Origin of the sequence: uncultured Henriciella sp., assembly GCF_964005855.1 — a bacterium.
GTDB lineage: Bacteria > Pseudomonadota > Alphaproteobacteria > Caulobacterales > Hyphomonadaceae > Henriciella.
The window spans coordinates 137,695-164,506 of sequence record NZ_CAXFSW010000004.1; the positions used below are offsets into that span (position 1 = coordinate 137,695).

The window sequence follows — 26,812 nt, forward strand, 5'->3', positions numbered from 1 at the left end:
CCCCCAAGATCATTCAGACCTCGAAGACCATCTTCATGGCCCCATCGACGCGCCGGTCGAAGATGTCATAGGCATGCGCGCCGTCCGATAGGGGCAGCGTGTGACTGATATAGCGCTCCGGCCTGATCCGTCCGGACTGGATCAGCGGGGTGAGATCCGGCCATTCCTGCGGCACAGAACACGTCCCGATGCGGAAGGTGAGCCCCATGGCGAACGCATTGGCCATCGGGAAGTCCATGGACCTGTCCTGAGAGACACCGATGACGGAAACCGTGCCCCGGCGCCCGGCAAAGCCGAGGGCCGCGCGGATTGTGGCGGAATGACCGACGGCCTCAATGACGCTGTCGCACATCTGGCCCTTGGTCGCTTCCTTCACATAGTCGCGCGCCGTCGCCGGGTCAGGTGTTTCGAGACCGATGGCGCGTCCCATGGCGCGGCGCTCCTCGACAAGGTCGATGCCGAAGACGCGGGCCGCGCCCATGGCAAGCGCGCTTTCGGCCGCCATCAGGCCAATCGGGCCAAGCCCGACGACCGCGACAGTGGCGCCATGTCCGATGTCGGCATTGCGCGCGCCGAACCAGGCGGTGGCGAGCGCATCGGTCATCATGAGCGCCTGATCCGCCGTAACCCCTTCCGGGACCTTCGCCGCGTTGAAGTCTGCCGCCGGCACGCGCACAAACTCTGCCTGGCAGCCCTGCAAGGCGGCCGACAGTCCATAACAGCGGCCGGAATTGGTCTCACAATTGACGACATTGCCGGCAAGGCAGGAGCGGCATTCCCCGCACCCGACAGCGGCCGATATCATGACCTTGTCGCCCACTTTCAGCTGATGGACGGAGCGGCCTGTCTCAACCACTTCGCCGACCGCCTCATGACCGACGCAATAGCCGGTATCCTTCGAAAAGGTTTCGCCGTGATAGATGTGCAGGTCGCTGCCACAGATCGCGCATTTGTCGACCTTGATGATGGCATCGCGCTCTTCCTCGATGCCCGGATCGGCCATGCTTTCAAACGCGATGTCCTTTGGGCCGCGATAGACGAGTGCTTTCATGGTCTGCCTCCGCTGCTCAGTTTACATTCGGTGCGTTGTATTCGCGGATCTTGAGCTTGCCGAGCTGGGACATGTGAACCTCATCGGGCCCGTCCGCGATGCGCAGGAAGCGGTTCAGGGTGAAGAAACGCGCAATCGGCGTGTCATTGCTGACACCCATTCCGCCATGCACCTGAATCGCGCGGTCGCAGACCGTCTGGGCCATTTGCGGCGCAATCACCTTGATGGCGCCGATCAGGTCTTTCGCCTGCTTGTTGCCGTACCGGTCCATCGCATCGGCCGCTTTCAGGGTCAGCAGGCGCGCCATTTCGATCTCACAGAAGCTTTTGGCAATGTCCTGACGGATCGAGCTCTGGTCGGAGAGCTTCTTGCCGAAGGCAACGCGGTTTTCGGCGCGGCGGGACATGATCTCAAGCGCCCGCTGGGCCTGCCCGATGGAGCGCATGCAGTGATGGATGCGGCCCGGCCCGAGGCGGCCCTGCGCAATCTCGAAGCCCCGCCCTTCGCCGAGGATCATGTTTTCCTTGGGCACGCGGACATTGTCGAAGAGAAGCTCACACTCACCGCCGGGCGAGTTCTTCGAGCCAAACACTGTCAGATGGCGGACAATGGAGATACCGGGCGTATCCGGTTCAACCAGTATCTGTGAATGCTGCTGGTGGCGTGGATTGTCGAGCAGCGTCTTGCCCATGACGATCCAGATCTTGCAGTTCGGGTTCATTGCCCCCGAAATCCACCATTTTCGGCCATTGATGACATAGTCGTCGCCGTCTGGAAGGATGGTCATTTCGAGATTGGTGGCGTCGGAGGAGGCGACCTGCGGCTCTGTCATGACATAGGCAGAACGGATATCGCCGGCGAGAAGCGGCTTCAGCCAGCGCTCTTTCTGTTCGGGCGAGCCATATTTCGCCAGCACTTCCATATTGCCGGTATCGGGCGCCGAGCAGTTGAAGAATTCGGACGAATGCGGCACGCGGCCCATGATCTCTGCCAGCGGGGCATATTCCAGATTGGTGAGGCCAGGGCTGTAGTCGCCATATTCCTCCGGCAGGAACAGGTTCCAGAGGCCCTCGGCCTTTGCGTGCTCCTTGATCCTGTCGATGCCGGGCCAGCGGACCCAGAGATTGGCCGGATCCTCATCCCAGGCATGGTACTCCTCTTCGGTGGGATAGACGTATTTGTCGAAAAAGGCTTCGACGCGGGCGATCAGGTCCTTGGTCTTCTGGCTATATTCAAATTGCATGAGCTTGTTTCCTTATCCCTTTGACGTGTTTTCAGCCGATCCAGCGCAGCGCGCGCTCGAGCAGCCAGATTGTTCTGCTGTGAAGATTGTCGCCGATATCCTTCGGCGCCTTGCCGGCGCAGGCGCGCGCATAGGTGCCCTCGAGGATGATACCGAGCTTGTAGCAGGCGAGAACGCCGTACCAGTCGATGGTTGAGAGGTCGCGGTCGGACTGTTTGCCGTAATGGGCAACGAGTTCGCTTGCCGCCGGAAAGCCTTCCCAGGGCTGGACGGCGACGGTGCCGTCATCCGACGTGTCGGCTTCATCCGGCCAGGTTGCCATCAGCCAGCCAAGATCGAGCAGCGGATCGCCGATGGTTGTCAGTTCCCAGTCGACAATGGCCGCCAGTTCCGGCCGGTCGAACCGGTACATCACATTGCCGAGGTGATAGTCGCCATGGATGATTCCGGGCCGGAAATTGCCGGGCCGGTTTGCCTCAAGCCAGTCACCGATCCGGTTGATTCCCGGCAGGTCCTTGCGGCCATCCCATTCGGGCATGTCGCCATAGCTTTCCAGCTGGGACTTCCAGCGGCTGACCTGACGCTCAAGATAATTGTCGGGTTTGCCGAACCCTTCCAGGCCGACAGCCTTATAGTCCAGCGCGCCCAAAGCGGCGATGCCATCCACGAGCGAGAGCCCCATCTGATGGCGAAGCTCCGGCGAGCTGACAAAGGGTTCAGGCATGCCCTGAGAGGGCGCATAGCCGTCGACCGGCTCCATAAGATAGAAAGCCGCGCCCAGAACCGTTTCGTCACCGCAAGCGGCGATCAGGCCCGGATGGGGGACGTCAGAGCCGGCAATTGCCGCCAGCACCCGGGCTTCGCGCCGCATGGTCTCATTTGAATTGGCGCGAAGCGAGGGCGGCGGGCGCCGTAGAACATAGGTGCGCCCTGCCCTGTCGAATTTCAGCAGAATGTTCTGTGTGCCGCCCGCAAGACGCACGGCGTTCTCGATTGGGCCGTTTCCCAGTGATTGCTCATCCATCCAGGATGCGAGCCGGGTCAGGTCTACGCCTGTCTCCACATTTCCTCTCCATTAAATCATTTGGATAATATGCTTGACGATCAAGAGACGCGAAGACAAGCCTTCCCCATGGTCCGCCTGAACGAAAAAGCTGAATCCGACGCGGTCGGCGCCCTGAAGCGGGCGGCGATGAAACTGTTCGCAGAGCGCGGCGTGGACGGCGTGACGGTACGCGAGATCGCAAGCGCAGCCGGACAGAAGAATCATGGTGCCGTTGGCTATCATTTCGGATCGAAAGCCGAACTCATCCGCGCTCTGGTCGTCGATGGGGCGCAGCTCATCGATGCGCGGCGGCAGGGCGAGCTGGCGCGATTCGCGGCAGATGGCGGCGAGCCGGCGCTGGAGGATGTTGTCGGGACACTGGTCTACCCCTCAATCGGCCTGGCCGGGCCGGGTGAGGAAGAATACTATAACCGGTTCGTGGTCCTGTTCGCGATGGCGCACAGGGACCAGTTCATGGAGGCGCTTGCCGGCCGGTGGAATACCGGCTTCCAGGCGTGCATCAAACTTCTGCGCGGCCATATGAGTCACCTGCCGCCGCGCCAGCAAACCGAGCGGATCGTCTTTATCGAATCCTATCTCGGCGCTGTTCTTGCTGCGCGTGAAACGCGCCTTGCCGATGACACGCGCGCCCACTCGATTTGGTCCACGACGGATGTACTGGACCATCTGGTGCACACGATCTGCGCGATTGTTAAGGCGCCCTAGCCGTTCCGGAGGCGGATCAGCGTGAGGAATTCACGGCGGAGGGACGCATTTTCGAGGAATTCCCCGCGCATGACGCTGTTGATCATCTGGGTGTTGTCATCCTTCACCCCGCGCCAGTGCATGCAGAAGTGATCGGCTTCCATCACAACCGCAATACCGTCAGGCTCAATCATGTCTTCAAGAAGATCGGCAAGCTGCACGATCGCCTCTTCCTGTATCTGCGGGCGCGACATGATCCAGTTCGTCAGCCGCGAATATTTCGACAGGCCGATCAGGCTGGACGTCGTTTTCGGCAGGACGCCCAGCCAGACACGGCCGATGATCGGGCAGAGGTGATGGCTGCACGCGCTGCGCACGGTGATCGGGCCGACGATCATCAGCTCGTTGAGCGCTTCGGCATTGGGAAATTCTGTGGTGGCAGGCTGGGCGTTGTAGCGGCCTGCAAACACCTCATCGAGATACATCTTTGCGACGCGGCGGGCGGTTTCGCGCGAATTGTGATCATTGCGCCAGTCGATGACGAGACTGTCGAGCAAATCCTCAACTGCCGCTTCGGCCTCTTCATGAAGGCCCTCAAGCTCGCCCGGCTGAAGCATGTCGGCGATATTGTCATTGGCAAAATAGCGCCGGCCTTCGGCTTCCAGCCGCTCGCGGATTCTGGCCGAAACCAGATCCTTCCTGTGATTGTCGCTCGCCATTTCTTGTCCTCCCCACGGGCCTCCACGCTGAGCAGCCCGGTTTTTCCTCTCACACAAGGTGAGTGTCATTCGCCAGCTTTCCAGAGCGATTTGCATGGCGGGCGCGGTAACGTGGCGGCATGATTGACTGACCCGGCCGGATAGCTCTCATTCGCCTGCATAACCACAACAAGCGCATGACGTGCAGACCTAAGGACAAGGGCGGAAGAGAAGATGAATCTCGATTTTTCTGACGAACAGAAACAGTTGCGTGAGCAGGTCAGGCGGTTCCTGAAAGAGAACTGTCCGCCAGCGGCCGTTCGGGCGGTCCTCGAAGGCGGCCAGCATTACGACCAGAAACTCTATGCCGGCCTCGCAGAGCTGGGTGTCCTGGGCGCGGCCATCCCGGAAGAATATGGCGGCGTGGGCCTTGGCCATCTGGAGCTTTGCGTGGTCGCAGAGGAACTTGGCCGTGTGCTCGCGCCGGTGCCGGTCGCCTCGACCGTCTATCTTGGTGCTGAATGCCTGATGCAGGCCGGGTCAGAAGAGCAGAAGCAGGCATGGCTCCCGAAGATTTCGGCCGGCGAAGCCATTGGCTGCTGGGCGATCAATGAGGGCAGCGGCCGCATGAAGCCCGAAAAGGTCAGCCTGAGCTTCGATGGCAGCACGCTGTCGGGCAGCAAGGCGCCGGTCACCGATGGGGCCATCGCAGACTTTGCCATCGTGCTTGCAAAGGAAGCGGGCGGCCTTTCACTCTGTCTTGTCGACCTCTCCGGCAAGGGCGTCAGCCGCGAAGACCTCGACTCGATCGATCCAACACGCAGCCAGGCCAGGCTTTCTTTCGACGGCACGCCAGCAACACGGATCGGCGAGGCTGGCGATGGCTGGCATATCGCGACGCAGGTCATGGACCGCGCGGCGATCCTGATCGGCTTCGAACAGCTGGGCGGGGCAGACCGCGCGCTGGAAATGGGGCGCGACTATGCGCTGGAGCGTATGGCATTCGGCCGTCAGATCGGCTCCTTCCAGGCGGTCAAGCACATCCTGGCGGACATGTATGTGTCGGCGACGCTGGCGCGGTCCAATTGCTATTATGGTGCCTGGGCCCTGTCATCGAGCGCGGCCGAGCTGCCGATAGCGGCCGCGACGGCCCGCGTCTCGGCGACCAATGCGTTCCAGCACTGCGCCAAGAACAATATCCAGGTCCATGGCGGCATGGGCTTCACCTGGGCCTTCGACTGCCACCTTTACTACCGCCGCTCCAATGCACTGGCCCTGACCATCGGCTCGCTCTCCACCTGGGAGAGCCTGCTCATCGAACGGATGAGCGCCGGAAATGTCGAAGCGGCCGCCTAGAAGGGAAGGAAAAAGATCATGGATTTCAACGATACACCGCAAGAAGCTGAATTTCGCAAAGAGGTCCGCAGCTGGCTTGATGCGAATGCACCGAAGCACCTTGAGCCTGAGCTGAAGCGCGCAAGCTTCGGTTCCAACGGTCTGGAAAGCGAAGACCCGATCAAGGCATCCAAGGCGTGGCAGAAAAAGAAGGCCGAGGCCGGCTGGGCCTGCCTGCACTGGCCGAAGGAATATGGCGGCGGCGCGCGCTCTGCCATGGAGCGTGTGATCTGGAGCCAGGAGGAAGGCCCTTATGCCGTTCTCTCCGGCCTGTTCACAATCGGTCACGGTATGTGCGGGCCGACTGTCATGGAGTGGGCCAGTGAAGAGTGGAAAGAACGGCTTCTGCCCCCGCTCGCAAGCGGTGAGGAAGTCTGGTGCCAGCTCTTCTCAGAGCCTGCCAGCGGGTCGGACCTTGCAGGTCTTCGCACCAGGGCGGTGAAGGCCGATGATGGCTCAGGCGACTGGATCATCAATGGCCAGAAGATCTGGACCAGCGGCGCGCAGAATTCCGACTGGGGCCTGCTGATTACCCGCACCGACCCCGATGTGCCAAAGCACAAAGGCCTCACCATGTTCTTCCTGCGCATGGACAGCCCCGGGGTGAAAGTCGTGCCGATCAAGCAGGCAAATGGCGCCTCCGGCTTCAATGAGGTCTATTTCGATGATGTGCGCATCCCGGACGACCAGCGCCTTGGCGATGTCGGTCAGGGCTGGAAAGTCTCGCTGACGACGCTGATGAATGAGCGCCTGTCCATCGGGTCCGGCATGTCGACGGGGTTTCCGGAGCTGTTCAAGTTCTGCATGGACATGGAGATCGACGGAGAGGCTGCGACGGCGGATTCCGGCGTGCGTTCCAAGCTCGCCCAGTTCGCGGTCAAGCAGAGCGGCCTCAAATATACCGGCATGCGGGCGATCTCTGCCCTGTCGAAAGGCGAAACGCCCGGACCCGAGAACTCCATCGGCAAGCTGGTCGCTGGCGCCACGATGCAGGAGCTCGCCATGTACGCGCTGGACCTGCAGGGCGAAGCCGGGGTCGTCTGGGATGAGGACAGCCCGCAGAATGGCCGCTTCCAGGCCATGCTGATGCGCTCGCCTGCGACACGGATCGAGGGCGGCTCGGATGAGATCCTGCGCAACATTATCGGTGAGCGCGTGCTTGGCCTGCCGGGCGATATCCGTGTCGACAAGGATGTCGCCTTCAAGGACATCCCGACCAGCGGAAAGGGCAAGTAATGGACTATCCTCTTCCGAACAAATCGACCGATCTCACCGGTCAGGTCGCTCTTGTCACCGGCGCTTCATCGGGCCTCGGCCTGCGATTCGCCAAGGTTCTGGCCAGTCAGGGCGCAAAGGTCGCGATTGCGGCCCGGCGGCTGGACCGGCTGGAAGCCCTGGCCAAGGAGATCAAGGATGCGGGGGGTGAAGCCCTGCCCGTCGAAATGGACGCGACCGATGCCGACCAGATGATCGCCGCAGTCAAGAAAGCGGAAGACGCGCTCGGCACCGTCACGATCCTTGTGAACAATGCCGGCATTCCAGATGCCCAGCGTGCCCACAAGATGGATATCGACCTCATCGACCGCGTGCTCGACATCAATGTTCGGGCACCCTGGGTGCTGAGCTGTGAGGTGGCCCGCCGCCTCATGGCCGCAGACAAGCCGGGCCGGATCGTCAATATCGCCTCGGCTGCGGCGTTTCACTATGCGGGCAATGGCGCGGCGCTCTATTCGGTCTCCAAGGCCGCTGTCGTGCGGATCACGGAGACGCTATCTGTCGAGTGGAGCCGCAACCATATCAACGTCAACGCCATCGCGCCGGGCGCGTTCGAGTCCGAGATGATGGACGGCATGCTGGAGCGGATGGGCGATATTGCCCAGCACTTCCCGCGCAAGCGGATCGGCAATCCCGCGCAGCTTGATTCGGCCCTTCTGTTCCTGGTCGGCCCATCTTCGGATGCCGTCACGGGCACCTGTATCAAAGTCGATGACGGGCAAGGCTCACGCTAGGCGGCGCTGACCAAAGGGAGGAATTTCCATGTACGACTACAAGACGATCAGCGTCGAGGTCCGCGGCGGCGTTCACTATCTGACGCTCAACCGGCCCGACATGCTGAATGCCATCAATACCGAGATGGTTGGCGAGCTGTCGGACTATTTCGGCGGGCTTTTCCATAACCGTGACTGCCGGATCGTGGTCATGAAGGGCGCCGGCCGCGCGTTCTGTGCCGGCCTAGACATCAAGGCACGCGCTGAAGGCGAGGAGCCACCGTTTGGCGGCGGCTTCGGGTTTCAGGGCTATCTGGCGGACGTCTACATCAAGATGCGCCGCTGCCCGCAGCCAATCATCTCGCTGATACAGGGCGCTGCCTGCGGCGGCGGGTTCGCCTTCGCGCTCGCGTCCGACATCCGCATCGGCGGTGAAAGCATGAAAATGAATGCCGCTTTCATCAAGCTCGGCCTGTCGGCCTGCGATATGGGCGTCAGCTATTTCCTGCCGCGTCTCGTCGGGGTCACCATCGCATCGGAACTGATGATGACCGGGCGCTTCATTCATGCAGATCGCGCCCTCGCCGTGGGGCTGGTCAACCAGATCGTACCGGATGCCGAACTTGATTCGGCTGGTGAGGTGTTTGTCGAGGAAATGCTCGCAACCTCCCCCATGGGCCTGCGCCTCACCAAGGAAGGGCTCAACATGGCGGTGGATGCGGCAAGTCTGGAGGCGGCCATGGCCATCGAGAACCGGAATCAGGTGCTCTGCGCCGGCACAGAAGACGTGAAGGAAGGCATGCAGGCCTTCATCGAGAAGCGAAAACCCGTCTACAAGGATGCCTGACAGAGCGGCCTGCAGACGCGGACGCCCGTCTCACGGGACTATTGTGAATCCCAGGGGCTTTTTCGTTAATCTCTTTACGACGCATTAACCATTCCGACTCATACCTACACTCGTCTTCTTTGGAGACACCCACCATCACCCAACGCCTCGGCGGGAGATTTTCAGTCTCCCGCCCTTTTTTTGTCAGACGCTGCAGCGGGGTGTTTGACACGCGCGTTCGCTCTGGTATTGGAGCCGTCTCGCAAGTGATCCGCGATAGCTCAGTTGGTAGAGCAGGCGACTGTTAATCGCCCGGTCGTAGGTTCGAGTCCTACTCGCGGAGCCACTTTCCTTCCCCAAAATGTGATGATGCTGAACCCTGAATGATCAGGGCTTGCAGGCACGTACCCCGAGCACGGGGATGACGGTGCGCCAGCCCTCTTCGGCGGTGATGGTCATGCGGCCATCCTCAATGCGCTGGCCGCCCTGAAGCTCTTCTCCCGGCTCGAAACGCACCTCGACCTGTTCGCCGCCCGGCGCGAGGAAGAGCTGCTCTGTCATGAACTGCCCGAAGATTCTGCCGCCATTCGAGGCCTGAACGGCGTCCACGGTCTCATCGGCAATCTTGAGCCGGGCCTGTCCGCTGGCTGCGCGCTGGAAGAAGATGAGCCGGTCAGGATCGGTCTTGCTCCACAGGAAGAGACCGCATTCATCGCTGGCAAGCGTCTGCGCGCCGATGCCGGACTGGGGAATGACGCTGACCGCGGGGGCGAGGCCCTTCGCGGCAAGGGCCGCCTCAGCCGCCGAGACCTGACGGGCTGGTTCGGGGCGCGCGGGCGATTCGCTCTCGCCCTCAACGCTCTGACAGCCTCCAAGGAAGGCGAGCGCGGCAGCGAGTGTCAGACATGTTCTCTTGATGGTCATTGTGCCCCCTGCCCCATGGCGCCGGTCTCACGTGTATATGTCCAGACGCCATTCTGGCGGGCAAAGCCGGCATTTGCGAGCAGCGTCTCTATTTCATCATCATTTGTATTGGCGACGATTTCGATCTGCGAACGGCCATAGAGGCTTACATCGGCATCGACCGCGACGGTATCGCCCGACGGGCCTGATCCGTTCATGGCAATGCTGAAGGCCCCGTCCACACAATCGAGCGAGCCTGTCAGCTCCGAGAATTCGCGGTCGAACCGGGTTGCTGCGATGGAAAGCGTATCCGAACTCAGCCGTCCTGTGGCCGATGTGCAGTCCCGCCCCTCAATGCGGACCGCGCCCTGGCTGAGCCGTAAGGTGCCGCCAATCGCGCGCACCTCCGGCGAAAGACTTTCAAGGGCAGAAATGTTCTGCTCCATCCGAAGGTCGCTGGCTTCAAGGATGTCGCCATGCATCGCAACAGACCCCGCGCCGCGGCCACCCGCGCCGCCCCACTGCAGATCGACCTTCGGGCGGGCGAGCAGAAGCGAGACAGGCTGCAGCGCCACATCGATGTCGCCGACGGGCTGGCCGTTGAGATAGACGCCCATGATCCGCCCGTTCCAGACTGTGCCTTCTGACTGGGTCCAGTTCACGCCCATCGCATTCAGCGGAACCTGACGCAGAGCAAATCCGAGCGGGATCTGCGAGAGCCCGGCCCAGACAAGCGCAACAAGGGCCGCAAGGATAAGTAAAATACGCATGGGCTCCTAGCTTCCTCCCGCCGCGACATCGATGGTGGCCCGCACGCGATCATTCGAGGCCTGGTCGATACTCATCCGCTCAATACGCCCGCCAAGGCGAGTCTCTATCTCATTCATCCAGTAATAGAGCTGGCGGATATCGGCCTGCTCGAAGACAAGCGAGAAGCGCCCCGCTTCACCGCCCTGCAGGCGCGAGATCGCAAGACCGGCGGTCTGCGCCGCGCGGGTGACTTCGGTCTTGAAGGCATCGCCCGCATAAGGCGCCCGGCCAGCGGAGGTTGTACTGGAGGAGAGCGGCATACGCGCCCTCTGGACCGCGAGCAGGCGTTCGACCTGAGCAAGCTCATCAGCGGCGGTCTGGCGTGCCATACGTGCCTCGGCGCGGGCGTTGAAGAGAGGCGAGGCAATGCCATACCAGAAGATGACGAGAACCAGCAGCGCGCCGGCCGCGCCGATCAGCGCCTGTTCGCGAAGGCTGAGGCCGCTCCACCAGTCCTTCATGTCGCCGCCCCCTCAATCACGAATTCGCCCAGTACACGCTCCCCCGTCTGGCGGGCCTGCCCGAGCCGGACATTCAGGCCCGCCTCTTCCAGACGCCCGGCTATGGCATCGGCCTCGGCATAATTGGCGATGACGACCAGCGCGGTGAGCTGGCCGCTGGCCGCATCATAGCGCATGGACCGGATCTCGGCATTGTCGCTCTCGCCCAGCGCCTCATACAGGGCAGCGGACGCCATGGTGGCGCGAACGGAGGCCGCGCCTGTGCGCTGGGTCTGGCGCAGGGTGGCAAGAGCCTCCTGAACATTCCCATTCGCGGCCGGGACGGCGGAATTGACGATGCGTGCTGTTTCGGTGCGCAGCGCATCGGTCTGGCTGCGATAGGCCGATGTCTCCAGCGCCACGCTGGCAAGCCACAGGACCAGCACGCTTGCCGCCAGAGCGCCGACGAGCCCCCAGCGCCGTGCCCAGCCAAGGCTGAACGGACTGCGGATGGCGTAGATGCCCTGGCGAAGCGAGAGAAGGCTGCCCGGCGTGGCCGCCTCATAGCCCTCCGCCAGCATTTGAAGATAGGCAGCGCGATCGCGCGCCCCCTCCCCTGCCGGGACCGTGCCGAGCTTGCGTGCCAGCTGGGCACCATAGACCGCGCCGGGCGGCTGCGGCGCAAGAAGCTGAAGAAGATCCTCCGGCGTCTGCTCATCGACTGCAAAGACCCGGCCCTCCTTGCGGACAAGATATTCGCCTGGAGCCTCATAAAGATCGGCGTTTTCCGGCATGAGGCTATGGGCCGCGACAAGGTCCGCGCTGGGATAGCCGTTTGCTGCAAGCCAGGCTGTCCAGGCCGCCATATCGGCCGCTGACGTAACCAGAACGGCCCGCTGGTCATTTTCTCCGGGCGTGCCAAGCGCGATATGAAGCCGGTCCACGGGCTCTGCGACATCGTCCTCAATGGCAAAAAGGGCCGCCTGCCTTGCTTCGGAGGGCTTGCGCGCGGCGATATGGACCTCATGCCGCGTGACCGATGTGCCCGGAACGAAGGCCACGGCTGCAGGGTCTGTCAGACCGGCAGGCGGCGCCTCACCCGTCGCCCAGCGGCCGTATTGGCGCCAGCCATAAAGCGGCGCGCCATCCATGGCTTCGGGCAGGAGAATGAAGAGGTCGGCCAAATCCTATCCTTTCCGTTCCCGCCATACTGTCTTTGCCGGACGCGTGCCATCAAGCTCATACACAATATCGACAAGGCGGCGGATGCCCCTGAAATCGATTGCCGCCTGCATGGCAATGTAGGCAGATTGTGTCGACAGCATCTTCTCGCGCCGAAGCTCCGGCGCGATCTCCTTGACGGCAGGCTCGGCAAGGAAGCTCTCCAAGCTCTGCCAGCCACCGAGTGGGCGCTGGAAGATGAGGTCCCGTGCGTCGTTGACGCTGAGCGCGCCGGAAAAGGCCAGCGACAGGAGGGGGGCCTGCGCCTCTTCCAGCGTATTGATATTGAGCGGGATGGGCGCAGCCTCTGGCATGGCGCAGAGGAGCGGCTTCAACGCATCGTATACGGACGGGGTGTAATAGCGCACCGCGCGCAATTCGCTGATGTCTGCCATGGGCTGGCCGGATGTGCGGTAATTGAGACCCGGCGACGCATAGAACGCATCCTCGGCGCCATTGAGACCGGGTGTCTGATCGGCGTCGATCCAGTCCGCGAGGCTCGCCACAAGTCCTGTCCGGTTGCCTGCATCTATATCGGCAAGCTCGAGCAGCTTTTCATAGTCTTCCTGCGGCGTTGCCTGCTGCACCGGTGCGCCTTGGGTTTCTGCTGTAGCCGCGCGGCCGCCGAGCTGGTTGACGTTGAAGCAATTGCCACCATCGCGTCCGCTGAGGGTGATGAGGCCGCCTTCCACGGTGAACCGAACAGGGTCATCCAGGCCCGGCATGCCCGCAAAGAGCTGGCCTTCGGTCTGCGCGACCATCTCACCGATCAGGACGCGGCCAAATTCCTCCGATGACAGCGCCAGCCAGTCGGCCTGACTCGCCGCGTCGATGGCGCGGGCCCGGCTGGTTGTGGACAGGACGGTCGAGGAAAGCGTCACAGCCACGGTGGACATGGCAGCAACGATCATCAGTACCGTGACGAGCGCGACGCCTTGTTCTGAAGATTTTGCCGGGCGCGTCATGATCCAGGACCTCCCACGAGGCTTGAAATCGTCAGTGTACGGCGCTCGTCCAAGCGGATCTGCATCTCGATCCGCCGCGGCAGCGCGGCCCTGGCTCCACCGGGGGCAGCTTCCCAATAGGTCGAGCTCTGATTGCCCTGCCAGAAAGTGAGATCCACCGACTCTATACCCGAGAGGAGGACGCGGCGCGTGACCTCTGTCGAGCGGGTCGGATCCGGACGCAGGCTCGCCTCACGGATAAGCTCGCCCTCCTCGCTCAGCACATAGCGGACAGCTTGCAGGCCGGAGCGCTCTGCGGCGGCTTCCGGATTGATCCAGCCATTGCGGACAAAGCTGATCAGCGCATCGGTCTGGCTGGTTTCACCGCCGGTCATGATCTGCAGGCCGCCCCGCCCATCTGCCGTTTCGGCGGCACGCAGCGTCGCGGCCTCAAGATCGTCGCGGATGAAGGCCTGGGCGATATCGAGCTCGCGGAGGACGGCCTCGCGGTCGCGCACCTGTTTTCCCGCATCCGTGGCACGCAGAAGCAGGCTGCCGCCCGCGACAGCCATCATCGACAGGATGAGCAGCGCGACGAGCGTCTCGACCAGCGTGAAGCCAGCCTCGCAGCTTTCGGGGCCCTGTCTCATTCGTCCACCAGAGGCTGCGAAGGCAGCGTCTTCAACGTCATGAGGCGCGCAAGCACCTGCTGGCCCCCGGCCTCATGCACATAGACTTCCATCCGGACCAGCGCGTCGCGGCCTGTCGGGAGCACATTCAGCTCCCAGGCATAATCGCGGCCCATCTGGGTCTCGGTGCCGGCGCTGACACCGATCTCCACGGGGTCCGGGTCCGACATGGCGCGGGCCAGCACGTTTTCAGCCGTCGTGCGTGCCAGCAGCCGGGATTCAAGGCGGGCGGTATTCTGGACCGCGCCGGTCGCAACCTGCATGAGCGGAACCGCCGCCAGCGACAGGATGCCGAGCGCAGCTACGGTTTCGACAAGGCTGAAGCCGCGCTCCCCGGCGGCCGGGGATCTAGCTGGATGCGCCATGGACCACCTCCCCATCCGGCATGAGGGTGAGACGCTGGGCGTAGGTTCGCCAGGTCACGGCGAGGTGGACGGGCTGGGTGGCGCCAAGCGGATTGAAGACGATACGCTGGGGGATCTCGTCGTGATCGCGGCGGTCGTCTTCCGCGCCCACCACTTCAAGCCTCACACCGTCTGGCAGGCTTAGCCTGTCTGCGCGCAGCGGCAGCCACTCCTCACCCGTCCAGCTGAGGAGGTCGAGGCCATGCTCTGTCGGCTGGACGCCGATCACCTCGCCGGTCAGCACGGCGCGGTCCTGGGCGTCTCTCAGCGCCGACTGGACCTCCCGGACGGCCCGCTCATACGGTGTCTCGCGGGCCGGCAGCGTCATCACGGCGACAGCGCTGACCAGACCCATGACGAAGATCACGACAAGGATCTCCACCAGTGTCAGGCCTGCATCGCGCCTCAACATATGGCCCTGCCCCGCCGTCAAACCCTAGTTCCAGTTCCCGATATCGGCGTTCTCATCCTCGCCGCCTTCCTGACCGTCCGCGCCAAGCGAATAGAGGTCATAGGCGCGGCCGGACTTTTCGCCGGGGCGTTTGTAGATGAAGGGCCGGCCCCATGGGTCGAGCGGAACCGAATTGATGTAGCCGCCGCGCCTGTATGTGCCTGCCCCGCTGGCATCGTCTGGCTCATTCACCAGCGCGTCGAGGCCCTGCTGCTGGGTCGGATAGTCGTACATGTCGAGGCTGTACTGTTCGAGTGCATTGCTGAGCGCGGTAACATTGGTGCGCGCGGTCTTGACCTGCGCATCGGTGCGCGCGCCGAGCACGTTGAACAGGACGACAGATGAGAGAAGGCCGATGATGAACACCACGACCATGATCTCTGTCAGCGTGAAGCCCGCCTCTTTCGAGCGCTTCGCCTGTTTCTTTCTTGCGTCTTCTATCATCTGGACGTCTCCGTTGAGGGGCTAGCCGATGGCCAGCTGGTTGATCTGCAGGATGGGCAGCATGATGGAGAGCACGATCAGCGCCACGATACCGGCGAGAAACACGATCATGATCGGCTCCAGCAGGCCGAGCGCCACGGTGGAGGCATTGTCGAACTCATCCTCAAGATAGTCCGCCGCCCGCTCCATCATCCCGGCAAGGTCCCCGCCGCGTTCGCCGCTGGCCACCATATGCAGCAGCATGGGCGGGAAGACCATTTCGGCGCGCATGGCGCGGGCAAGGCTGGTGCCCTCCTCCACACGCCGGCGCACAGACAGTGTCGCCTTGCGGAAAACGGCATTCGACATCGCGCCGCGCGCCGCGCCCAGACAATCGGGCACGGGAGAGCCGGACGCCGACAGGGTGGCAAAAGTGCGCGCGAAAGCGGCCGCAGAGACACCGCGCGCCAGACGGCCGATGACCGGAAGCGAGAGGATGAAGCGGTCACGCGCTTCAGCGATTTTCGGCTGCCGGAAAAGCCGGCGCAGCCCCCAGATGCCCGCCACAATGAGGACAAGCACCACAAGCCCCCATTGGCGCAGGAAGGCAGAGATGGAAATGACCGCGTCCGTCAGCCATGGCAGGTCCTGACCCAGCGTGTCGAACTGTTCGACGATGGACGGCACGACGAAGACCATCAGAAGCGTGACCACGATCAGGGCGATCACGGAAAGGACGATCGGGTAGATCAGCGCCGACATGATCTTGTTGCGCATCTTGCGCGACTTTTCGAGGTGGACGGCAAGCCGTTCCAGCACCTCGTCCAGACGGCCCGAAGACTGACCGGAAGAGACCACCGCGCGATAGAAAGGCGGAAAGGCTTTCGGTGCTGTGTTCAGAGCCTCCGGCACGGAATAGCCGTCCGTGATGGAAGACCGCACGCCGAGAAAGACCTTTCGCGTGGCCGGTTTTTCCGCTTCGGCGGCGACAGAGCCGATGGCCTCCTCAACAGGCGTGCCGGCCTTGACCAGAAGCGCAAGCTGGCGCGTCGCGACGACAAGATCGCTACCGGGGAGTTTCTGGTCATGACCTGTGACAGAGGTCCCGGTTTTCGACTGACGGCTTTCTGCGATGCTCAGCGGAGAGAGCTGGCGCAGGCGCAGCTCCTTGCGGGCGGCGCGCGGCGAGTCAGCTGTGATGACGCCGCGTGTCTTCTTCCCGTCCGTTCCAATCGCCTGATAGTCGAAGACGGCCATGATCAGGCGTCCTCGTCCTTGCGGCAGACGCGCAACACTTCCTCGACACTGGTCTGACCGGCCACGACATAGCGCTTCGCGTTGCGGAAGAGCGTGTCGTGTTGTGCAAAGGCATGTGTTTCCAGCTCATCCTCCGAGACGTCTTCGCGGATCAGCCGGCGCATCTCCTGATCGACCAGGAGGAGCTCATAGACGCCGAGGCGGCCTTCATAGCCGGTCTGGGCGCACGCCATGCACCCGACCGGGCGGTAGAAGTCGTGCGCCTCTTCAGCCGGAATACCGAACATCGCCTTTTCCTCCGCTGTCGCTTCATGCGGGGCCTTGCAGCTGTCGCAGAGCTTGCGCACCAGGCGCTGGGCGAGGACGGCGCGCATGGTGGCGGCGATCACATAAGGCTCAATCCCCATGTCACGCAGACGCTGGATCGCCCCGACCGAGGAATTGGTATGGACGGTCGAAAGCGCCGGGCGCCCGGTTGACGAGAATTCGAAGGCGACCTTGGCGGTCTCAAGGTCACGGATCTCCCCGACCATGACGACATCCGGATCATGGCGCAGGATGGCCCGCAAGGTGGCAGCAAAGGTGAGCCCGACGCGGTGATGCATCTGCGTCTGGCTGATGCCTTCAAGGCCATATTCGATCGGGTCTTCGAGCGTCATGACATTGCGCTGGCCATTATTGAGTACCGAGAGCGCGGAATAGAGCGTGGTCGTCTTGCCAGACCCCGTGGGACCTGTGACCAGGGTGATGCCATTCGGCTGGGCCAGCACCGAACGGAACCGCGCCAGCGTCTCCGGGTCCATGCCAAGCTCATCAAGCCCGAGCAGTGCATTGCGCGTATCGAGCAGGCGCATTGTGACGCGCTCGCCATAGCGCGAGGGCAGCGTCGAGACGCGCACATCGATGGAGCGACCGCCAATGGAGAGCGAGATGCGGCCATCCTGGGGAATGCGTTTTTCGGCAATGTCGAGCCGGGCCATGACTTTCACCCGGCTGGTCAGCGGCGCGGCGAGCTTGCGCGAAGGGGTGAGGACTTCCTGCAGGACGCCGTCGATCCGGTAGCGCACCGAGAGATTGTCCTCATGCGGCTCAATATGGATGTCCGAGGCGCGGCGCTTGACGGCTTCGTAGATGAGGCCGTTGATCAGGCGCACGACCGGCGCGTCGTCGTCGCCATCGAGCAGGTCGGCGGTTTGCGGAATGTCGTCGATCAGGGCGTGCAGGTCGCCATGGCTGTCCATGGCGGCGTCAGCTTCCTCATTCTCGATGGCGCTGCGGGCATAGGCTTCCGAGAGCTCACGTTCGAAGCGGCTGGCATCAAGCGGCGTGAACCGAAGCGTGCGGCCGAGGGCACGGCGTGCCTCGACAATGGCCATCGGGTCGGCGCCTGCACGCACGCCAAGGCTGATCGCGCCATCCACCTCGCCCATGACAACGAGGCCCTTGTCGCGCGCAAAGGCGTAGGTGAGTGTGCGGGTTTCTGTCGACGTATCGCTCATCTTCTACAGTCGGCGGGCGGAGCTCGCCTGCCGCCTTATTCCGGATCTGCCACTGGTCCGAGCACCTCATCGAGGAAAGTATCGATGCTCACACCCGCCTGTTCACCGCGCAGGAGCTCCTGCGCGCGGATATAGTTGTAGTTACGTGCCGTCACCGCATTGGCAGAGCCGCGGTCGCGCACAATGGTCGGCTTGATGAAGATCATCAGATTTGTGCGCGTATTCGACCGGCCTTCGGACTTGAAGAGGTTTCCGGCCACGGGGATGTCGCCCAGGAACGGCACCTTGGAATTCACGATGGCGTCGGTCTGCTCGATGAGGCCGCCCAGCACGATGATCTCGCCATTGTCGGCCAGAAGGCTGGTGCGGAACTCGCGCGTATTCAGGATGATGTCTGGCGAGGCGCCGCCACCGATAAAGTCATCGACGCTGGAGACTTCCTGATAGATGTCGAGCCGGATCGTGTCGTCCGACGAGATACGCGGGGTCACTTCCAGCTTCACACCGACCTGCTCTCGCTGAACCGTTCGGAACGGGTTGGTATTGTCACTGCCCAGAACCTCACCTGAGGTCAGGGGCACGTCCTGGCCGACCAGAAGCTCTGAGGTGCCATTGTCGAGCGTCATGTTGAAGGGCTTCGAAAGCACGCGAGAATTGGTGTCCTGTTCGACGGCGTTGATGATGGCGCCGAACAGCGTGTCGCCATCCTGGCCGCCTACGCCGAACAGTGTGCCGTTCGTTCCCAGGAGCGAATTGACCGCGGCATTCGTGAACTGGTTGCTTCCCCCTTCGCCGTCCCCGTCACCGCCAAGGTCAGGGTCGATGATGGCGCCGGCGAGCGCGAGAAGGTTTGGCGCCGAGCGCGAAAAATTGGTCGAGGCAAAAGGTGTCGTTGAGTCGCCGGTCCCGGAGAGCAGGAATTGCACGCCCAGCTCGCGCGCCGTATCGTCCGACATTTCCACGATGATCGCCTCTACGAGGACCTGCGCGCGGCGCTGGTCGAGGGCGTCGACCACACGTTCCATGGCCAGAAGTGTGTCCGGCGTCGCGCTTATGATCAGCGAGTTGGATTCGACATGGGCGGCGATGGTCGCAGGTGGCGCGGCATTCTCGGCGGGGCTTCGCTGATCGGCCATGGTGGCGGCGATCTTTTCCAGCACCGGCACGATTTCTTCGGCGCTCGCATTGTTGAGTTCCAGCACCCGGATATTGTCGCGCGTCGGTTCGGCCGCATCGAGTTCGCTGGCGACCTGAACGGCGCGCGCAACGGTTGGCGCGTCGCCACGAATGATGACCGAATTGCTGGTCTGGGCGGCCGTCACCTCGAAATTCTGGCGCGGGTTGCCGTCCTGCGTGCCGAGAAGGTCTGTGAGGATTCCTTCCATTTCACGGGCCGGTACGCTGGAGAGGGAGACGGTCTGAACCTCGCTGCGGTCAGCGGTATCGAGCGACTGGATGACTTCGCGTACGCGCGGCATGTTGGACGCGTAATCCACGACCACCACCGAATTGGAGCGGGCATTGGCGACAACCTGTCCCTGCGCGTCGATGATCGGCTTCAGCATCTGCGCTGCTTCCACCGCGCCGAAACTGTCCAGCGTGAAGACCTGGGTAACAAAGGCATTCGGCCCGCTCGCCGCGCCGCCGGCTTCGCCCACAGCAAGGGCTTCCGGCACGATCCGGTAGACACCCCGCCCCGCCGGGATGGCGGCGAACCCATTGACCCGCAGCGTCGAGAGAAAAACCTCGAACACTTCATTTGTGGTCATGGGCGTGCGCGACAGGACCGTGACCCGGGTCCGGCCAACGTCGGGATGCAGGATGAAGGTATAACCGGTGATCGTCGATACATCGTCGATCAGCGCCGTGATCTCGACATCATCGAGGCTCAGCACATGGCGGTCAGCCTGCGCATTGGCTGTGCCCGCTGTTGCGGCAAGGGCCATCAGGCCCAGTGTCGTGAGGAGTTTCCTCATCGCCTCATCCCTCCTCGAAACGGATATCGAAGGTCCGCACCTGCCCGCCGCGCAACACTGTCACGCTGACGGTTTCAGACGAACCCAATTCTGCAGCAAGCGCGGCGGCATCAAAGTCTGCCACCCGCTGATTATTGACGCGCACCAGCCTGTCGCCCGGCTCCAGCCCCGCATCGCGCATGAGCTGCGGATTGCTGCGCGGACTGAGGACGAAAGCCTCAACAACACCGTCGCGCATTTCGGCGGAGGGCGTCATGCTCGCCAGAAGCGTGCGGGCGCTGACGCCCGGCGAAAACATGGCCGAGCCAGGCGCCTCGACCGTTGAAGGCGCGTCGGCCACCTCCCCGGCGTCAGAAATTACCGAAAGCCCCGCCTCCCGTCCGCCGCGCATCAGGGTCTCTTCATTCCCGTCGCGCGAAATGATGACCCGGTCGCTCAGCACGCGGACGAGACTTACACCGGGCAGGAACTCCTCCCCCGGCTGCACACGCACGGTCTGATTGTCCGGCGTAACGATGCTGGCGGAATCCGCGCTTGGGTCTGTAGACATGAAGATTGCCACCAGACGCAAATTCAGCGTGGTTTCTGGCGCATCGGGTACGGCGTCCGCCGGGCGGCCGGAGGCTTCGAACGGGTTGGTTGTCATGAGAAGGCTGAGATCGCCCCGCACATCTGCCCGTGTCGTCTGCTGGATCGGACTTGGCAGCGGGCGAGGCGTCAGCGTGGACACCGCGTCATTCGGCGCGATGATCAGCCAGCCAATTCGTGCGGCGATTACGGCCAGCAGGACAATGAGCACGAACTGCAAAGCCAGACGCACGCCTTCGATGAGGCGTCCGGCGCCTGCGGGAAGTGAAAATCGTCCCTCGAAACTCATATGATCCCTCAAGAGGTCCGGGGGCAGGATGACCCTGCCCCCGATCCGGTATAACTCAACTTGCAGGCCGGAACAGCCCGGGACGCCCCTCGCGCCCCCTGCCCTAGAAACGGCGCTTCAGACCGAAGCCGATGGAGGTGCCGATCTCGTAGACATCGACATCCACGCGGTCACCGCCAGCCGTCTGATAGGCTTCGTATTCATCCCCAAGCAGGTTCTCAACCTTGAAGGAGAATTCATACTCGCCGCCATAGGCCATGAAGCCCTGGTTCCAGACGAAGTCCAGCGTGGTCGGCGGCTCTTCCATGATCGCCGGGATGTTCAGCGCGAGCGCCTCACCCGAACGGATACGCTCACTGGCATAGTTCACCAGAAGGCTGATCTCGCGCATGGCGTCGACGTCTTCATAGATGAGCTGGAAGTTCGCCAGATGCTCGGACTGACCCTGAAGCTGGCGGCCATCCTCGATCAGGCCGGCGCCCGGCAGGAAGAAGGGCTCGGGGTCCAGCGGCTGCTCATTGGTGATGACGCATTCATCGCGGAACTGGATACAGAACTCGCTGCTGCTGAGACCGACCGCATTGGGGTTACGGCCTGCAGACACCTCGGAGTCGGACCAGGTGTAGTTGGCCTTTACCGTGAGGTCGCGGTCACGGAAGAAGCCCCAGCCGAACTTGTCATAGAGCGGCAGGACCTGCTCATACTCGATCTCTGCACCGTAAAGCTCGGCGCTCGGCACGTTGACGAAGGTCGTCTTCGGCGTGTCGCCCTGACGTTGGTTAATCTCCTCGATCGGACGGTCCATATCCTTGTAGAAGACACCGAAGGTGATGAACTGGTCGCGGCCGAAATAGTATTCGCCGCGAATGTCATAGTTCTTGATCTCGGCATTGATCAGGAACGGGTTACCGATGAAGTTCACATCGGTTTCGGTGTTGAGGAATTCCGTCGGCGCGAGTTCGCGGAACTGGGGCCGCGTGACGGTCTCGGAGTAGCCAGCGCGGACCTGCAGGTCCTCGAACGGGTTCCAGGTGATCGTCGCGGCCGGCAGGATATCCTCGGTCGGCTCGCAGCTCTGGTCAGCCTGGCGGTCGATACAGGCCTCGACATAATTGTCAGCCAGATCGGCGCCGAGCACGCGGGTATCGACAACCTCTATGGCGCGCTCATAACGGGCGCCGATGGCACCGCGGATATAGGGCGTGATCTGGGTATCGAGGCCAACATAGCCGGCATCGATTTCCAGCGTCGCCAGATAGCGTTCCGGGAAAGTTGTGCCGCCAATGGAGCTTGCATCCAGCACGCCCTGTCCGGCGAGATCGTTGAACAGATAGTCGATCCGCGTGCTGGAGGTCGGCAGACCCTCAATCGCGAAGAGACGTGAGGTCGCGCTGCGGTCATTCTCGGTATAGGCATAACCGGCGCGAAGGTCGGTTTCGCAGAAGAAGGTACAGTCGCTGCCGCCAAAGGTCAGCGGAAGCTCCGCATCGATACCGAGATCGGTCGAGTCGTCATCGATCCGGCTGAAGCCGAACGTGGTGTCGGCCGCATTGGACAGGGTCTGCAGGCCGCTGCCGGAGTCCTGATAGAGGATATTGAACTGGTAAGGCGCATCGCGAAGCGCTTCGGAATAGGAGGCGCGCCAGTCAATATTGAGGTCCATCAGGTTCGGGAAATAGTGCGACCCCGTCAGCTGCGTGGTCCAGAGCTGGCGCTCAAACCACTCAATGCTGTCATTGCGCTCGAAATTGTCGTCGAAGTCGATCCCCTGAACGGTGCGGGCTTCCTTGTCGGTAGAGCGGACGATGAGGGCTGTGCCCTTGATCTCGTGATTGTCATAGAGATCGAAGCCAAGCGACACGAAGCCGTTCACATCGACCGAGTTCTCGGTCGAGTAGAGGTCATAGCTGAACCGCTCGCTGAGGCCGTCGCCGGCGCTGTCGGCAAACCCCCGCGTCCCCTTGCGGGTGCGCCAGTCATTGGAATAGGAGGCCGCCGCGATCAGACCCATGGAGATGTCCTGGTTCAGATCATAGCGGTTGCCGCCCGACATGCTGAAGCCGACATCAACCGGCACGGTGCCTTCCTGGATGATGAGAAGGCTTGAATTGTTCGTCAGCGCGCGGGCGAAATTGGCATCGACCCCGTCTTCCGGAATGTCCGGGATGTCACGCTGGCTGTCGGAGATGCCGAGGAAATCCAGATCACCGCCATCATAGAGAAGCCCGTCCTGGAAAGTTGTTTCCGTATCACCCGAGACCGAAGCCGAGATTTCGAAGAAAGCCTCGTCCGGCAGGGCCTTGGTGCGGATATCGACAAGACCGCCGCCAAACTCACCCGGCAGCTGCGGCGAAAAGGTCTTCTGGACAAGGATGCTTTCCAGCACCGAGGTTGGGAAAAGGTCGAGCGGCGCAACGCGGCGCAGCGGCTCGGGGCTCGGCAGCGGCGAGCCGTTCAGCGTGGCGCTCGAATAGCGCTCATTGAGGCCGCGGACATAGACAAAGCGGTCCTGCGCGGTCGAGATACCGGCCACACGGGCCAGAGCGGCAGCCGCATCGCTGTCGCCGGTGACCTGGAAATCGCCGGCATCGATGAGGCTCGAGACCTCTGAGGTCGAGCGTTTTTCATCGGGAATGAACTGGCCACGAACGACCACGCTCTCCTGGCGAAGCTCTTCTCCGGAGTCCTCGTTTGCGGTCGTATCCTGGCCTGTGGTGTCCTGCGCCACCGATGTGGAGGCGAGACACGCTGCGGATGCACCGGCAAGCAACACATAGCGCAGGTAATTTGCGGGTTTTTTCATGACTTCCCCCTCGGGCGGAGAGGCCCCTCAGGCCTCTCGAATGAGCGACAGAATGTGATGAGGCAGGGCAGCCCTTTTCAGGAGACCGCCCTGCCCCGATCGTTGGATCAGACCTAGTTGGAGGTCTCTGCACCGGTGATGTCGACGGTCCAGCCGCGGAACCAGTTATCGGATCCGTCAGCCACCGCACCGATGTGCGAGGTCGCTTCAAGCTCCCCGTTCCCGGCGACCGAGAACGGCGTCACGGCAAGCTCGGTACCGCCCGGCACGACACCTGTCGCGTTCGGAACAAAGGTGAAGCCGCCCATCGAGTTGGTGCCGGTGACGATGTTGTCAGATGCCGTGAAGGACGGCACGCCATCGGTGTCCGTGTCGAAGTTGGTCGTGTTGTCGAGGAACAGCGACTTAATCTGCAGGGTGCCATCATTATAGTTGGTGAAGGTCTGCGTGCTGTCCACGTCGAGACCGGTGGACCAGTCAACGACGATACCATTGGCAATGAGGCCTCTCGTGCCGCGGCGAAGCAGGATGCCCTGCTGGGTCGCGCTGTCACCCGAATTGATCAGGGTGAAGTTGGAGAGGTTCGGCGCCGAGAATGGCGTCTTGTCATTGTCGCCGTCGCGGTTGTCGGCTTCGATGCCGCGCGGATCGCCTGACATGTTCGGCGAGACGCCCGGATAGACGATTGCGTATTGCAGCGAGCCGGTCCAGCCATCGGTCCAGTCAATCGAGTCGTCGCCGACACCGGTGATCACGACGTGGTCGGCCGAAACCGTGCCACCGAACCATTCGATGCCGTCGTCGAGGTTGTTCGCAACCTGGACATAGCTGACCTCGGTGCCGCTGCCGACACCCTGGAAGGCGATGCCGTTCAGCTCGTCATCATTGGTCAGGCGCACACCGGCATACTGGACGCGGGTGTAGCGCAGGCGGCCGCTGTCATCGTCAGCGGTTGCGCCGCCGAAGAGGCCGGACGCACCTTCGCCAGACTTTTCACAATCAACGGTGCCGCCCGTTGCGCTCGCCTCGATACAGGCATTGATCGGCGCGCGGCCATTGATCACGAGACCGCCCCAGATACCCTTGGTGGCGTTGGTGATCGAGCTTGGGTCCGAAATAGCGCTCTTTGCCGTGAAGACGACCGGCGCCGTCGCCGTGCCGTTGGTTACAAGGCGCGAGCCGCGGCGAACGATGAGATAGGCGTCCTCATCCGCACCGACGACAGTGACGCCCGGCTCGATGGTAAGGGTCGCGGAGATACCGCCCGGCACAGGCGCGGCCGGATCAGGACCGAGGTCGACACCGACACCGACGACGCCGTTCAGCTCATAAATAAGCTCATCGCCGTTCGACAGGGTGAGGTTCGAGGTGAGGTTACCGCCCGGGATCTGGCAGAGACGCTTGCCGTCCAGCGTGCCATTCTCCGTCGTACCGGTCGGGCAGCCAATCGGAGCGAAGAGCGTACCGGTCTGCGCGAAGCTCGCCCAGTTGCTGGCCCGCGTTTCGGTGCCCGAGAATGCGCCGATATAGGAGACGTCGTCGAAGAACGGGTTTGCATCCAGGTCGTTGGAGACAGGCACAGCCAGCTCCTGCGTGCCCGGGAAGAAACGCTCGCGTAGCGAGTTCTCACCGCCAACGATATTGTTGTTGGCCGCATAGGTGGAAAGGTTGTTGGCTGTGTCGTCCGCATCGTCGGCCAGCGTCTTTGCTGCGTCGATGAAGAGCGATGCCACTTTCAGCGTGCCGTCGGCGAGGTTGGTGTAGGTCTGGTCGCTGTCGATATCGAGACCCGGCGTGTAACCGCCGGAAACGATGCCGTTGACGACCGTGCCACGGGTGCCGCGGCGAAGCACGATACCTCCCTGATTGCCTTGCGATCCGATAAGGGTGAAGTTTGCAACATTCGGCGCGGAGAACGGCGTCTTGTCATTGTCGCCATCGCGGTTGTCGGCTTCGATGCCGCGCGGGTCGCCAGAGGACGGAACGTCGGAATAGACGACGGCGTATTGCAGGTTGCCCTGCCAGCCATCAGTCCAGTCGAGCGAGTCGTCGCCCGCGCCGGTGATGACCACATAGCGAGCGCTAACCGTACCGCCGAACCATTCGATGCCGTCATCGAGATTGTTATGGACCTGAACGTGGGAAACGCTGGTCCCGCTGCCGACACCCTGGAAGGCGATGCCGTTCAGCTCGTCTTCATTGGTGAGGCGTGCGCCGGCATATTCAACGGTCAGGTAATCGATGGACCCGGAGTCGTCGGCTGCGTCAGCGCCGCCGAAGAGACCGGAGCTGCCCTCGCCAGACTTTTCACAGTCAGCAGAGCCGCCGGCGGCCGTTGCTTCAATACAGGCGTTGATCGGAGCGAAACCGTTGATGATCAGGCCGCCCCACTGGGCGTTGGTGCCTTCCTCGATCAGGCTGGAGCCAACTTCCTCGTCATTGAGGGCCGCGCGGGCGGTCATACGGACCGGCGCCGTCTCGGTGCCATTAACGACGATGTCGGAGCCACGCGTGATGACGACATAGTCGTCCGAGCCATCGCCCGTACCCGTCGCAGCGGCACCGAAGAGGCGTGCGCCCTCATTCAGGGTCAGCGTTGCAGGGGTGCCACCATCTTCACCGATGAAGACCGCGCCGCGAATGGCGACAGTCACACCCGCAGGGATGGTAACGTCAGATGTAATCGTGGTCTCTGTGCCGGCGGCGTCGCCGATGGCGCAGACATCTACGCTCGAGAAGCCTTCAGACGCGATCGCTTCCAGTGTGATCTGCGTGGTGCTTGCCGGACAACCGGCGGTCGGGACGAGCTGGATCGTCGACGCGGCTGGGGGCGGAGGCGGCGGCGGAGCGGTTGGCGGCGGCGGAGGCGGCGGAACGGGTGCGCCCGGTGAAGAAATATCGGTGTCGGAACACGCTGCCACGGCAAGTGCCAGCACACTTGTCGTAAACGCAAGACGCAATGTGGTCGCCTTATTCATAAGAAGCCCCCTTCAGGGTTACTGAGATCCATCACATGGAGCGGGAGCGGCCGCGCCGATTCCCTCACTCAGGGGGCGCTATGACATAGCTCAACGACAGTATTGCGACATCATAAAAGCTTCACATTTACTGTCACATTTGTGTCATTGTTTAAATCAAAGAAAATAATCGTGATCTGTTAATTA

Annotated in this window: 24 protein-coding genes and 1 tRNA gene; 6 read left to right on the forward strand and 19 right to left on the reverse strand. The window is 62.4% G+C overall.

All coding sequences use genetic code 11. The annotated features are described in order from the left end of the window. Positions 1-13: 13 nt before the first annotated feature. The 3 genes from ABNU55_RS08335 to ABNU55_RS08345 are packed head-to-tail and all read right to left on the reverse strand — an operon-like array spanning position 14 to position 3,318. On the reverse strand, positions 14-1,051 hold the full coding sequence (locus ABNU55_RS08335; RefSeq protein ID WP_290750647.1) for an alcohol dehydrogenase family protein: 1,038 nt from the start codon (positions 1,049-1,051) through the stop codon (positions 14-16). A 16-nt stretch (positions 1,052-1,067) separates the two neighbouring features. Next, positions 1,068-2,294, reverse strand: coding sequence for an acyl-CoA dehydrogenase family protein (locus ABNU55_RS08340; RefSeq protein ID WP_290750645.1), 1,227 nt, complete (start codon positions 2,292-2,294; stop codon positions 1,068-1,070). 31 nt (positions 2,295-2,325) lie between these two features. Further along, a complete protein-coding gene (locus ABNU55_RS08345) occupies positions 2,326-3,318 on the reverse strand; it encodes a phosphotransferase family protein (RefSeq protein ID WP_348764302.1) in 993 nt (330 codons plus the stop codon). A 69-nt stretch (positions 3,319-3,387) separates the two neighbouring features. On the opposite strand from ABNU55_RS08345, the gene ABNU55_RS08350 reads away from it, so the two are divergent. Beyond that, entirely contained in the window at positions 3,388-4,065 is a 678-nt protein-coding gene (locus ABNU55_RS08350; RefSeq protein WP_290750641.1) for a TetR/AcrR family transcriptional regulator, read from the forward strand. On the opposite strand, the gene folE is transcribed toward ABNU55_RS08350, so the two are convergent. After that, positions 4,062-4,763 (reverse strand): GTP cyclohydrolase I, encoded by a 702-nt coding sequence (gene folE / locus ABNU55_RS08355; protein ID WP_290750639.1) that lies wholly within the window; start codon positions 4,761-4,763, stop codon positions 4,062-4,064. The two genes, ABNU55_RS08350 and folE, sit on opposite strands and share 4 nt — an antisense overlap. 213 nt (positions 4,764-4,976) lie before the next feature. Here folE and ABNU55_RS08360 point away from each other — a divergent pair, with 213 nt between their 5' ends. The 5 genes from ABNU55_RS08360 to ABNU55_RS08380 all read left to right on the forward strand — a co-directional run bounded on the left by ABNU55_RS08360 (position 4,977) and on the right by ABNU55_RS08380 (position 9,297). Next, positions 4,977-6,098, forward strand: a complete 1,122-nt coding sequence (locus tag ABNU55_RS08360) for an acyl-CoA dehydrogenase family protein (RefSeq protein ID WP_290750636.1) — start codon at positions 4,977-4,979, stop codon at positions 6,096-6,098. A gap of 18 nt (positions 6,099-6,116) precedes the next feature. Beyond that, positions 6,117-7,373 (forward strand): acyl-CoA dehydrogenase family protein, encoded by a 1,257-nt coding sequence (locus tag ABNU55_RS08365; protein WP_290750633.1) that lies wholly within the window; start codon positions 6,117-6,119, stop codon positions 7,371-7,373. Beyond that, positions 7,373-8,146, forward strand: a complete 774-nt coding sequence (locus ABNU55_RS08370; RefSeq protein WP_290750630.1) for an SDR family NAD(P)-dependent oxidoreductase — start codon at positions 7,373-7,375, stop codon at positions 8,144-8,146. The genes ABNU55_RS08365 and ABNU55_RS08370 overlap by 1 nt, the downstream gene beginning before the upstream one ends. Before the next feature lie 28 nt (positions 8,147-8,174). Beyond that, positions 8,175-8,972, forward strand: a complete 798-nt coding sequence (locus tag ABNU55_RS08375) for an enoyl-CoA hydratase-related protein (protein WP_290750627.1) — start codon at positions 8,175-8,177, stop codon at positions 8,970-8,972. A gap of 249 nt (positions 8,973-9,221) precedes the next feature. Further along, positions 9,222-9,297, forward strand: a tRNA-Asn gene (locus tag ABNU55_RS08380). A 41-nt stretch (positions 9,298-9,338) separates the two neighbouring features. Here the strand turns inward: ABNU55_RS08380 and ABNU55_RS08385 are convergent. The 15 genes from ABNU55_RS08385 to ABNU55_RS08455 form a co-directional block, all read right to left on the reverse strand. After that, positions 9,339-9,875, reverse strand: a complete 537-nt coding sequence (locus tag ABNU55_RS08385) for a hypothetical protein (RefSeq protein ID WP_290750625.1) — start codon at positions 9,873-9,875, stop codon at positions 9,339-9,341. Continuing rightward, positions 9,872-10,624 (reverse strand): type II secretion system protein N, encoded by a 753-nt coding sequence (gene gspN, locus ABNU55_RS08390; RefSeq protein ID WP_290750622.1) that lies wholly within the window; start codon positions 10,622-10,624, stop codon positions 9,872-9,874. Before gspN ends, ABNU55_RS08385 begins: the two co-directional genes overlap by 4 nt. A 6-nt stretch (positions 10,625-10,630) precedes the next feature. After that, complete coding sequence (gene gspM / locus ABNU55_RS08395) at positions 10,631-11,125, reverse strand: type II secretion system protein GspM (RefSeq protein WP_290750620.1); 495 nt, start codon at positions 11,123-11,125, stop codon at positions 10,631-10,633. Beyond that, positions 11,122-12,288: a type II secretion system protein GspL gene (gspL, locus tag ABNU55_RS08400; RefSeq protein ID WP_290750617.1), complete on the reverse strand. Its 1,167-nt coding sequence runs from the start codon at positions 12,286-12,288 to the stop codon at positions 11,122-11,124. The genes gspM and gspL overlap by 4 nt, the downstream gene beginning before the upstream one ends. Positions 12,289-12,291: 3 nt before the next feature. Next, positions 12,292-13,290 (reverse strand): type II secretion system minor pseudopilin GspK, encoded by a 999-nt coding sequence (gene gspK, locus ABNU55_RS08405; protein WP_290750615.1) that lies wholly within the window; start codon positions 13,288-13,290, stop codon positions 12,292-12,294. Next, entirely contained in the window at positions 13,287-13,919 is a 633-nt protein-coding gene (gene gspJ, locus ABNU55_RS08410) for a type II secretion system minor pseudopilin GspJ (protein ID WP_290750612.1), read from the reverse strand. Before gspJ ends, gspK begins: the two co-directional genes overlap by 4 nt. Further along, the gene (gene gspI / locus ABNU55_RS08415) at positions 13,916-14,323 is read right to left on the reverse strand and encodes a type II secretion system minor pseudopilin GspI (RefSeq protein ID WP_290750609.1); all 408 of its coding nucleotides are present in this window, start codon (positions 14,321-14,323) and stop codon (positions 13,916-13,918) included. Before gspI ends, gspJ begins: the two co-directional genes overlap by 4 nt. After that, positions 14,307-14,774, reverse strand: coding sequence for a GspH/FimT family pseudopilin (locus ABNU55_RS08420; RefSeq protein ID WP_290750606.1), 468 nt, complete (start codon positions 14,772-14,774; stop codon positions 14,307-14,309). The genes gspI and ABNU55_RS08420 overlap by 17 nt, the downstream gene beginning before the upstream one ends. Positions 14,775-14,798: 24 nt before the next feature. Continuing rightward, entirely contained in the window at positions 14,799-15,257 is a 459-nt protein-coding gene (gspG, locus tag ABNU55_RS08425) for a type II secretion system major pseudopilin GspG (protein WP_290750603.1), read from the reverse strand. A gap of 21 nt (positions 15,258-15,278) precedes the next feature. Then, complete coding sequence (gene gspF / locus ABNU55_RS08430; RefSeq protein ID WP_290750600.1) at positions 15,279-16,493, reverse strand: type II secretion system inner membrane protein GspF; 1,215 nt, start codon at positions 16,491-16,493, stop codon at positions 15,279-15,281. Positions 16,494-16,495: 2 nt separating this feature from the next. Beyond that, positions 16,496-17,992 carry a type II secretion system ATPase GspE gene (gene gspE, locus ABNU55_RS08435; RefSeq protein ID WP_290750597.1) on the reverse strand — a complete coding sequence of 499 codons (1,497 nt, stop codon included), beginning with the start codon at positions 17,990-17,992 and terminating at the stop codon, positions 16,496-16,498. Positions 17,993-18,027: 35 nt separating this feature from the next. Continuing rightward, positions 18,028-19,968 (reverse strand): type II secretion system secretin GspD, encoded by a 1,941-nt coding sequence (gene gspD / locus ABNU55_RS08440; RefSeq protein ID WP_290750594.1) that lies wholly within the window; start codon positions 19,966-19,968, stop codon positions 18,028-18,030. A 4-nt stretch (positions 19,969-19,972) separates the two neighbouring features. Then, on the reverse strand, positions 19,973-20,845 hold the full coding sequence (locus ABNU55_RS08445) for a type II secretion system protein N (protein WP_290750592.1): 873 nt from the start codon (positions 20,843-20,845) through the stop codon (positions 19,973-19,975). 103 nt (positions 20,846-20,948) lie between these two features. After that, a complete protein-coding gene (locus tag ABNU55_RS08450) occupies positions 20,949-23,648 on the reverse strand; it encodes a TonB-dependent receptor (protein ID WP_290750589.1) in 2,700 nt (899 codons plus the stop codon). 113 nt (positions 23,649-23,761) lie between these two features. After that, positions 23,762-26,626, reverse strand: coding sequence for a hypothetical protein (locus ABNU55_RS08455; RefSeq protein WP_290750587.1), 2,865 nt, complete (start codon positions 26,624-26,626; stop codon positions 23,762-23,764). Between the last annotated feature and the right edge of the window lie 186 nt (positions 26,627-26,812).

Bases quoted from the DNA above. Each gene is read 5' to 3' on its own strand.
- ABNU55_RS08335 (WP_290750647.1), bottom strand. From the start codon at position 1,051: ATGAAAGCACTCGTCTATCGCGGCCCAAAGGACATCGCGTTTGAAAGC.
- ABNU55_RS08340 (WP_290750645.1), bottom strand. From the start codon at position 2,294: ATGCAATTTGAATATAGCCAGAAGACCAAGGACCTGATCGCCCGCGTC.
- ABNU55_RS08345 (WP_348764302.1), bottom strand. From the start codon at position 3,318: ATGGATGAGCAATCACTGGGAAACGGCCCAATCGAGAACGCCGTGCGT.
- ABNU55_RS08350 (WP_290750641.1), top strand. From the start codon at position 3,388: ATGCTTGACGATCAAGAGACGCGAAGACAAGCCTTCCCCATGGTCCGC.
- folE (WP_290750639.1), bottom strand. From the start codon at position 4,763: ATGGCGAGCGACAATCACAGGAAGGATCTGGTTTCGGCCAGAATCCGC.
- ABNU55_RS08360 (WP_290750636.1), top strand. From the start codon at position 4,977: ATGAATCTCGATTTTTCTGACGAACAGAAACAGTTGCGTGAGCAGGTC.
- ABNU55_RS08365 (WP_290750633.1), top strand. From the start codon at position 6,117: ATGGATTTCAACGATACACCGCAAGAAGCTGAATTTCGCAAAGAGGTC.
- ABNU55_RS08370 (WP_290750630.1), top strand. From the start codon at position 7,373: ATGGACTATCCTCTTCCGAACAAATCGACCGATCTCACCGGTCAGGTC.
- ABNU55_RS08375 (WP_290750627.1), top strand. From the start codon at position 8,175: ATGTACGACTACAAGACGATCAGCGTCGAGGTCCGCGGCGGCGTTCAC.
- ABNU55_RS08385 (WP_290750625.1), bottom strand. From the start codon at position 9,875: ATGACCATCAAGAGAACATGTCTGACACTCGCTGCCGCGCTCGCCTTC.
- gspN (WP_290750622.1), bottom strand. From the start codon at position 10,624: ATGCGTATTTTACTTATCCTTGCGGCCCTTGTTGCGCTTGTCTGGGCC.
- gspM (WP_290750620.1), bottom strand. From the start codon at position 11,125: ATGAAGGACTGGTGGAGCGGCCTCAGCCTTCGCGAACAGGCGCTGATC.
- gspK (WP_290750615.1), bottom strand. From the start codon at position 13,290: ATGACGCGCCCGGCAAAATCTTCAGAACAAGGCGTCGCGCTCGTCACG.
- gspJ (WP_290750612.1), bottom strand. From the start codon at position 13,919: ATGAGACAGGGCCCCGAAAGCTGCGAGGCTGGCTTCACGCTGGTCGAG.
- gspI (WP_290750609.1), bottom strand. From the start codon at position 14,323: ATGGCGCATCCAGCTAGATCCCCGGCCGCCGGGGAGCGCGGCTTCAGC.
- ABNU55_RS08420 (WP_290750606.1), bottom strand. From the start codon at position 14,774: ATGTTGAGGCGCGATGCAGGCCTGACACTGGTGGAGATCCTTGTCGTG.
- gspG (WP_290750603.1), bottom strand. From the start codon at position 15,257: ATGATAGAAGACGCAAGAAAGAAACAGGCGAAGCGCTCGAAAGAGGCG.
- gspF (WP_290750600.1), bottom strand. From the start codon at position 16,493: ATGGCCGTCTTCGACTATCAGGCGATTGGAACGGACGGGAAGAAGACA.
- gspE (WP_290750597.1), bottom strand. From the start codon at position 17,992: ATGAGCGATACGTCGACAGAAACCCGCACACTCACCTACGCCTTTGCG.
- gspD (WP_290750594.1), bottom strand. From the start codon at position 19,968: ATGAGGAAACTCCTCACGACACTGGGCCTGATGGCCCTTGCCGCAACA.
- ABNU55_RS08445 (WP_290750592.1), bottom strand. From the start codon at position 20,845: ATGAGTTTCGAGGGACGATTTTCACTTCCCGCAGGCGCCGGACGCCTC.
- ABNU55_RS08450 (WP_290750589.1), bottom strand. From the start codon at position 23,648: ATGAAAAAACCCGCAAATTACCTGCGCTATGTGTTGCTTGCCGGTGCA.
- ABNU55_RS08455 (WP_290750587.1), bottom strand. From the start codon at position 26,626: ATGAATAAGGCGACCACATTGCGTCTTGCGTTTACGACAAGTGTGCTG.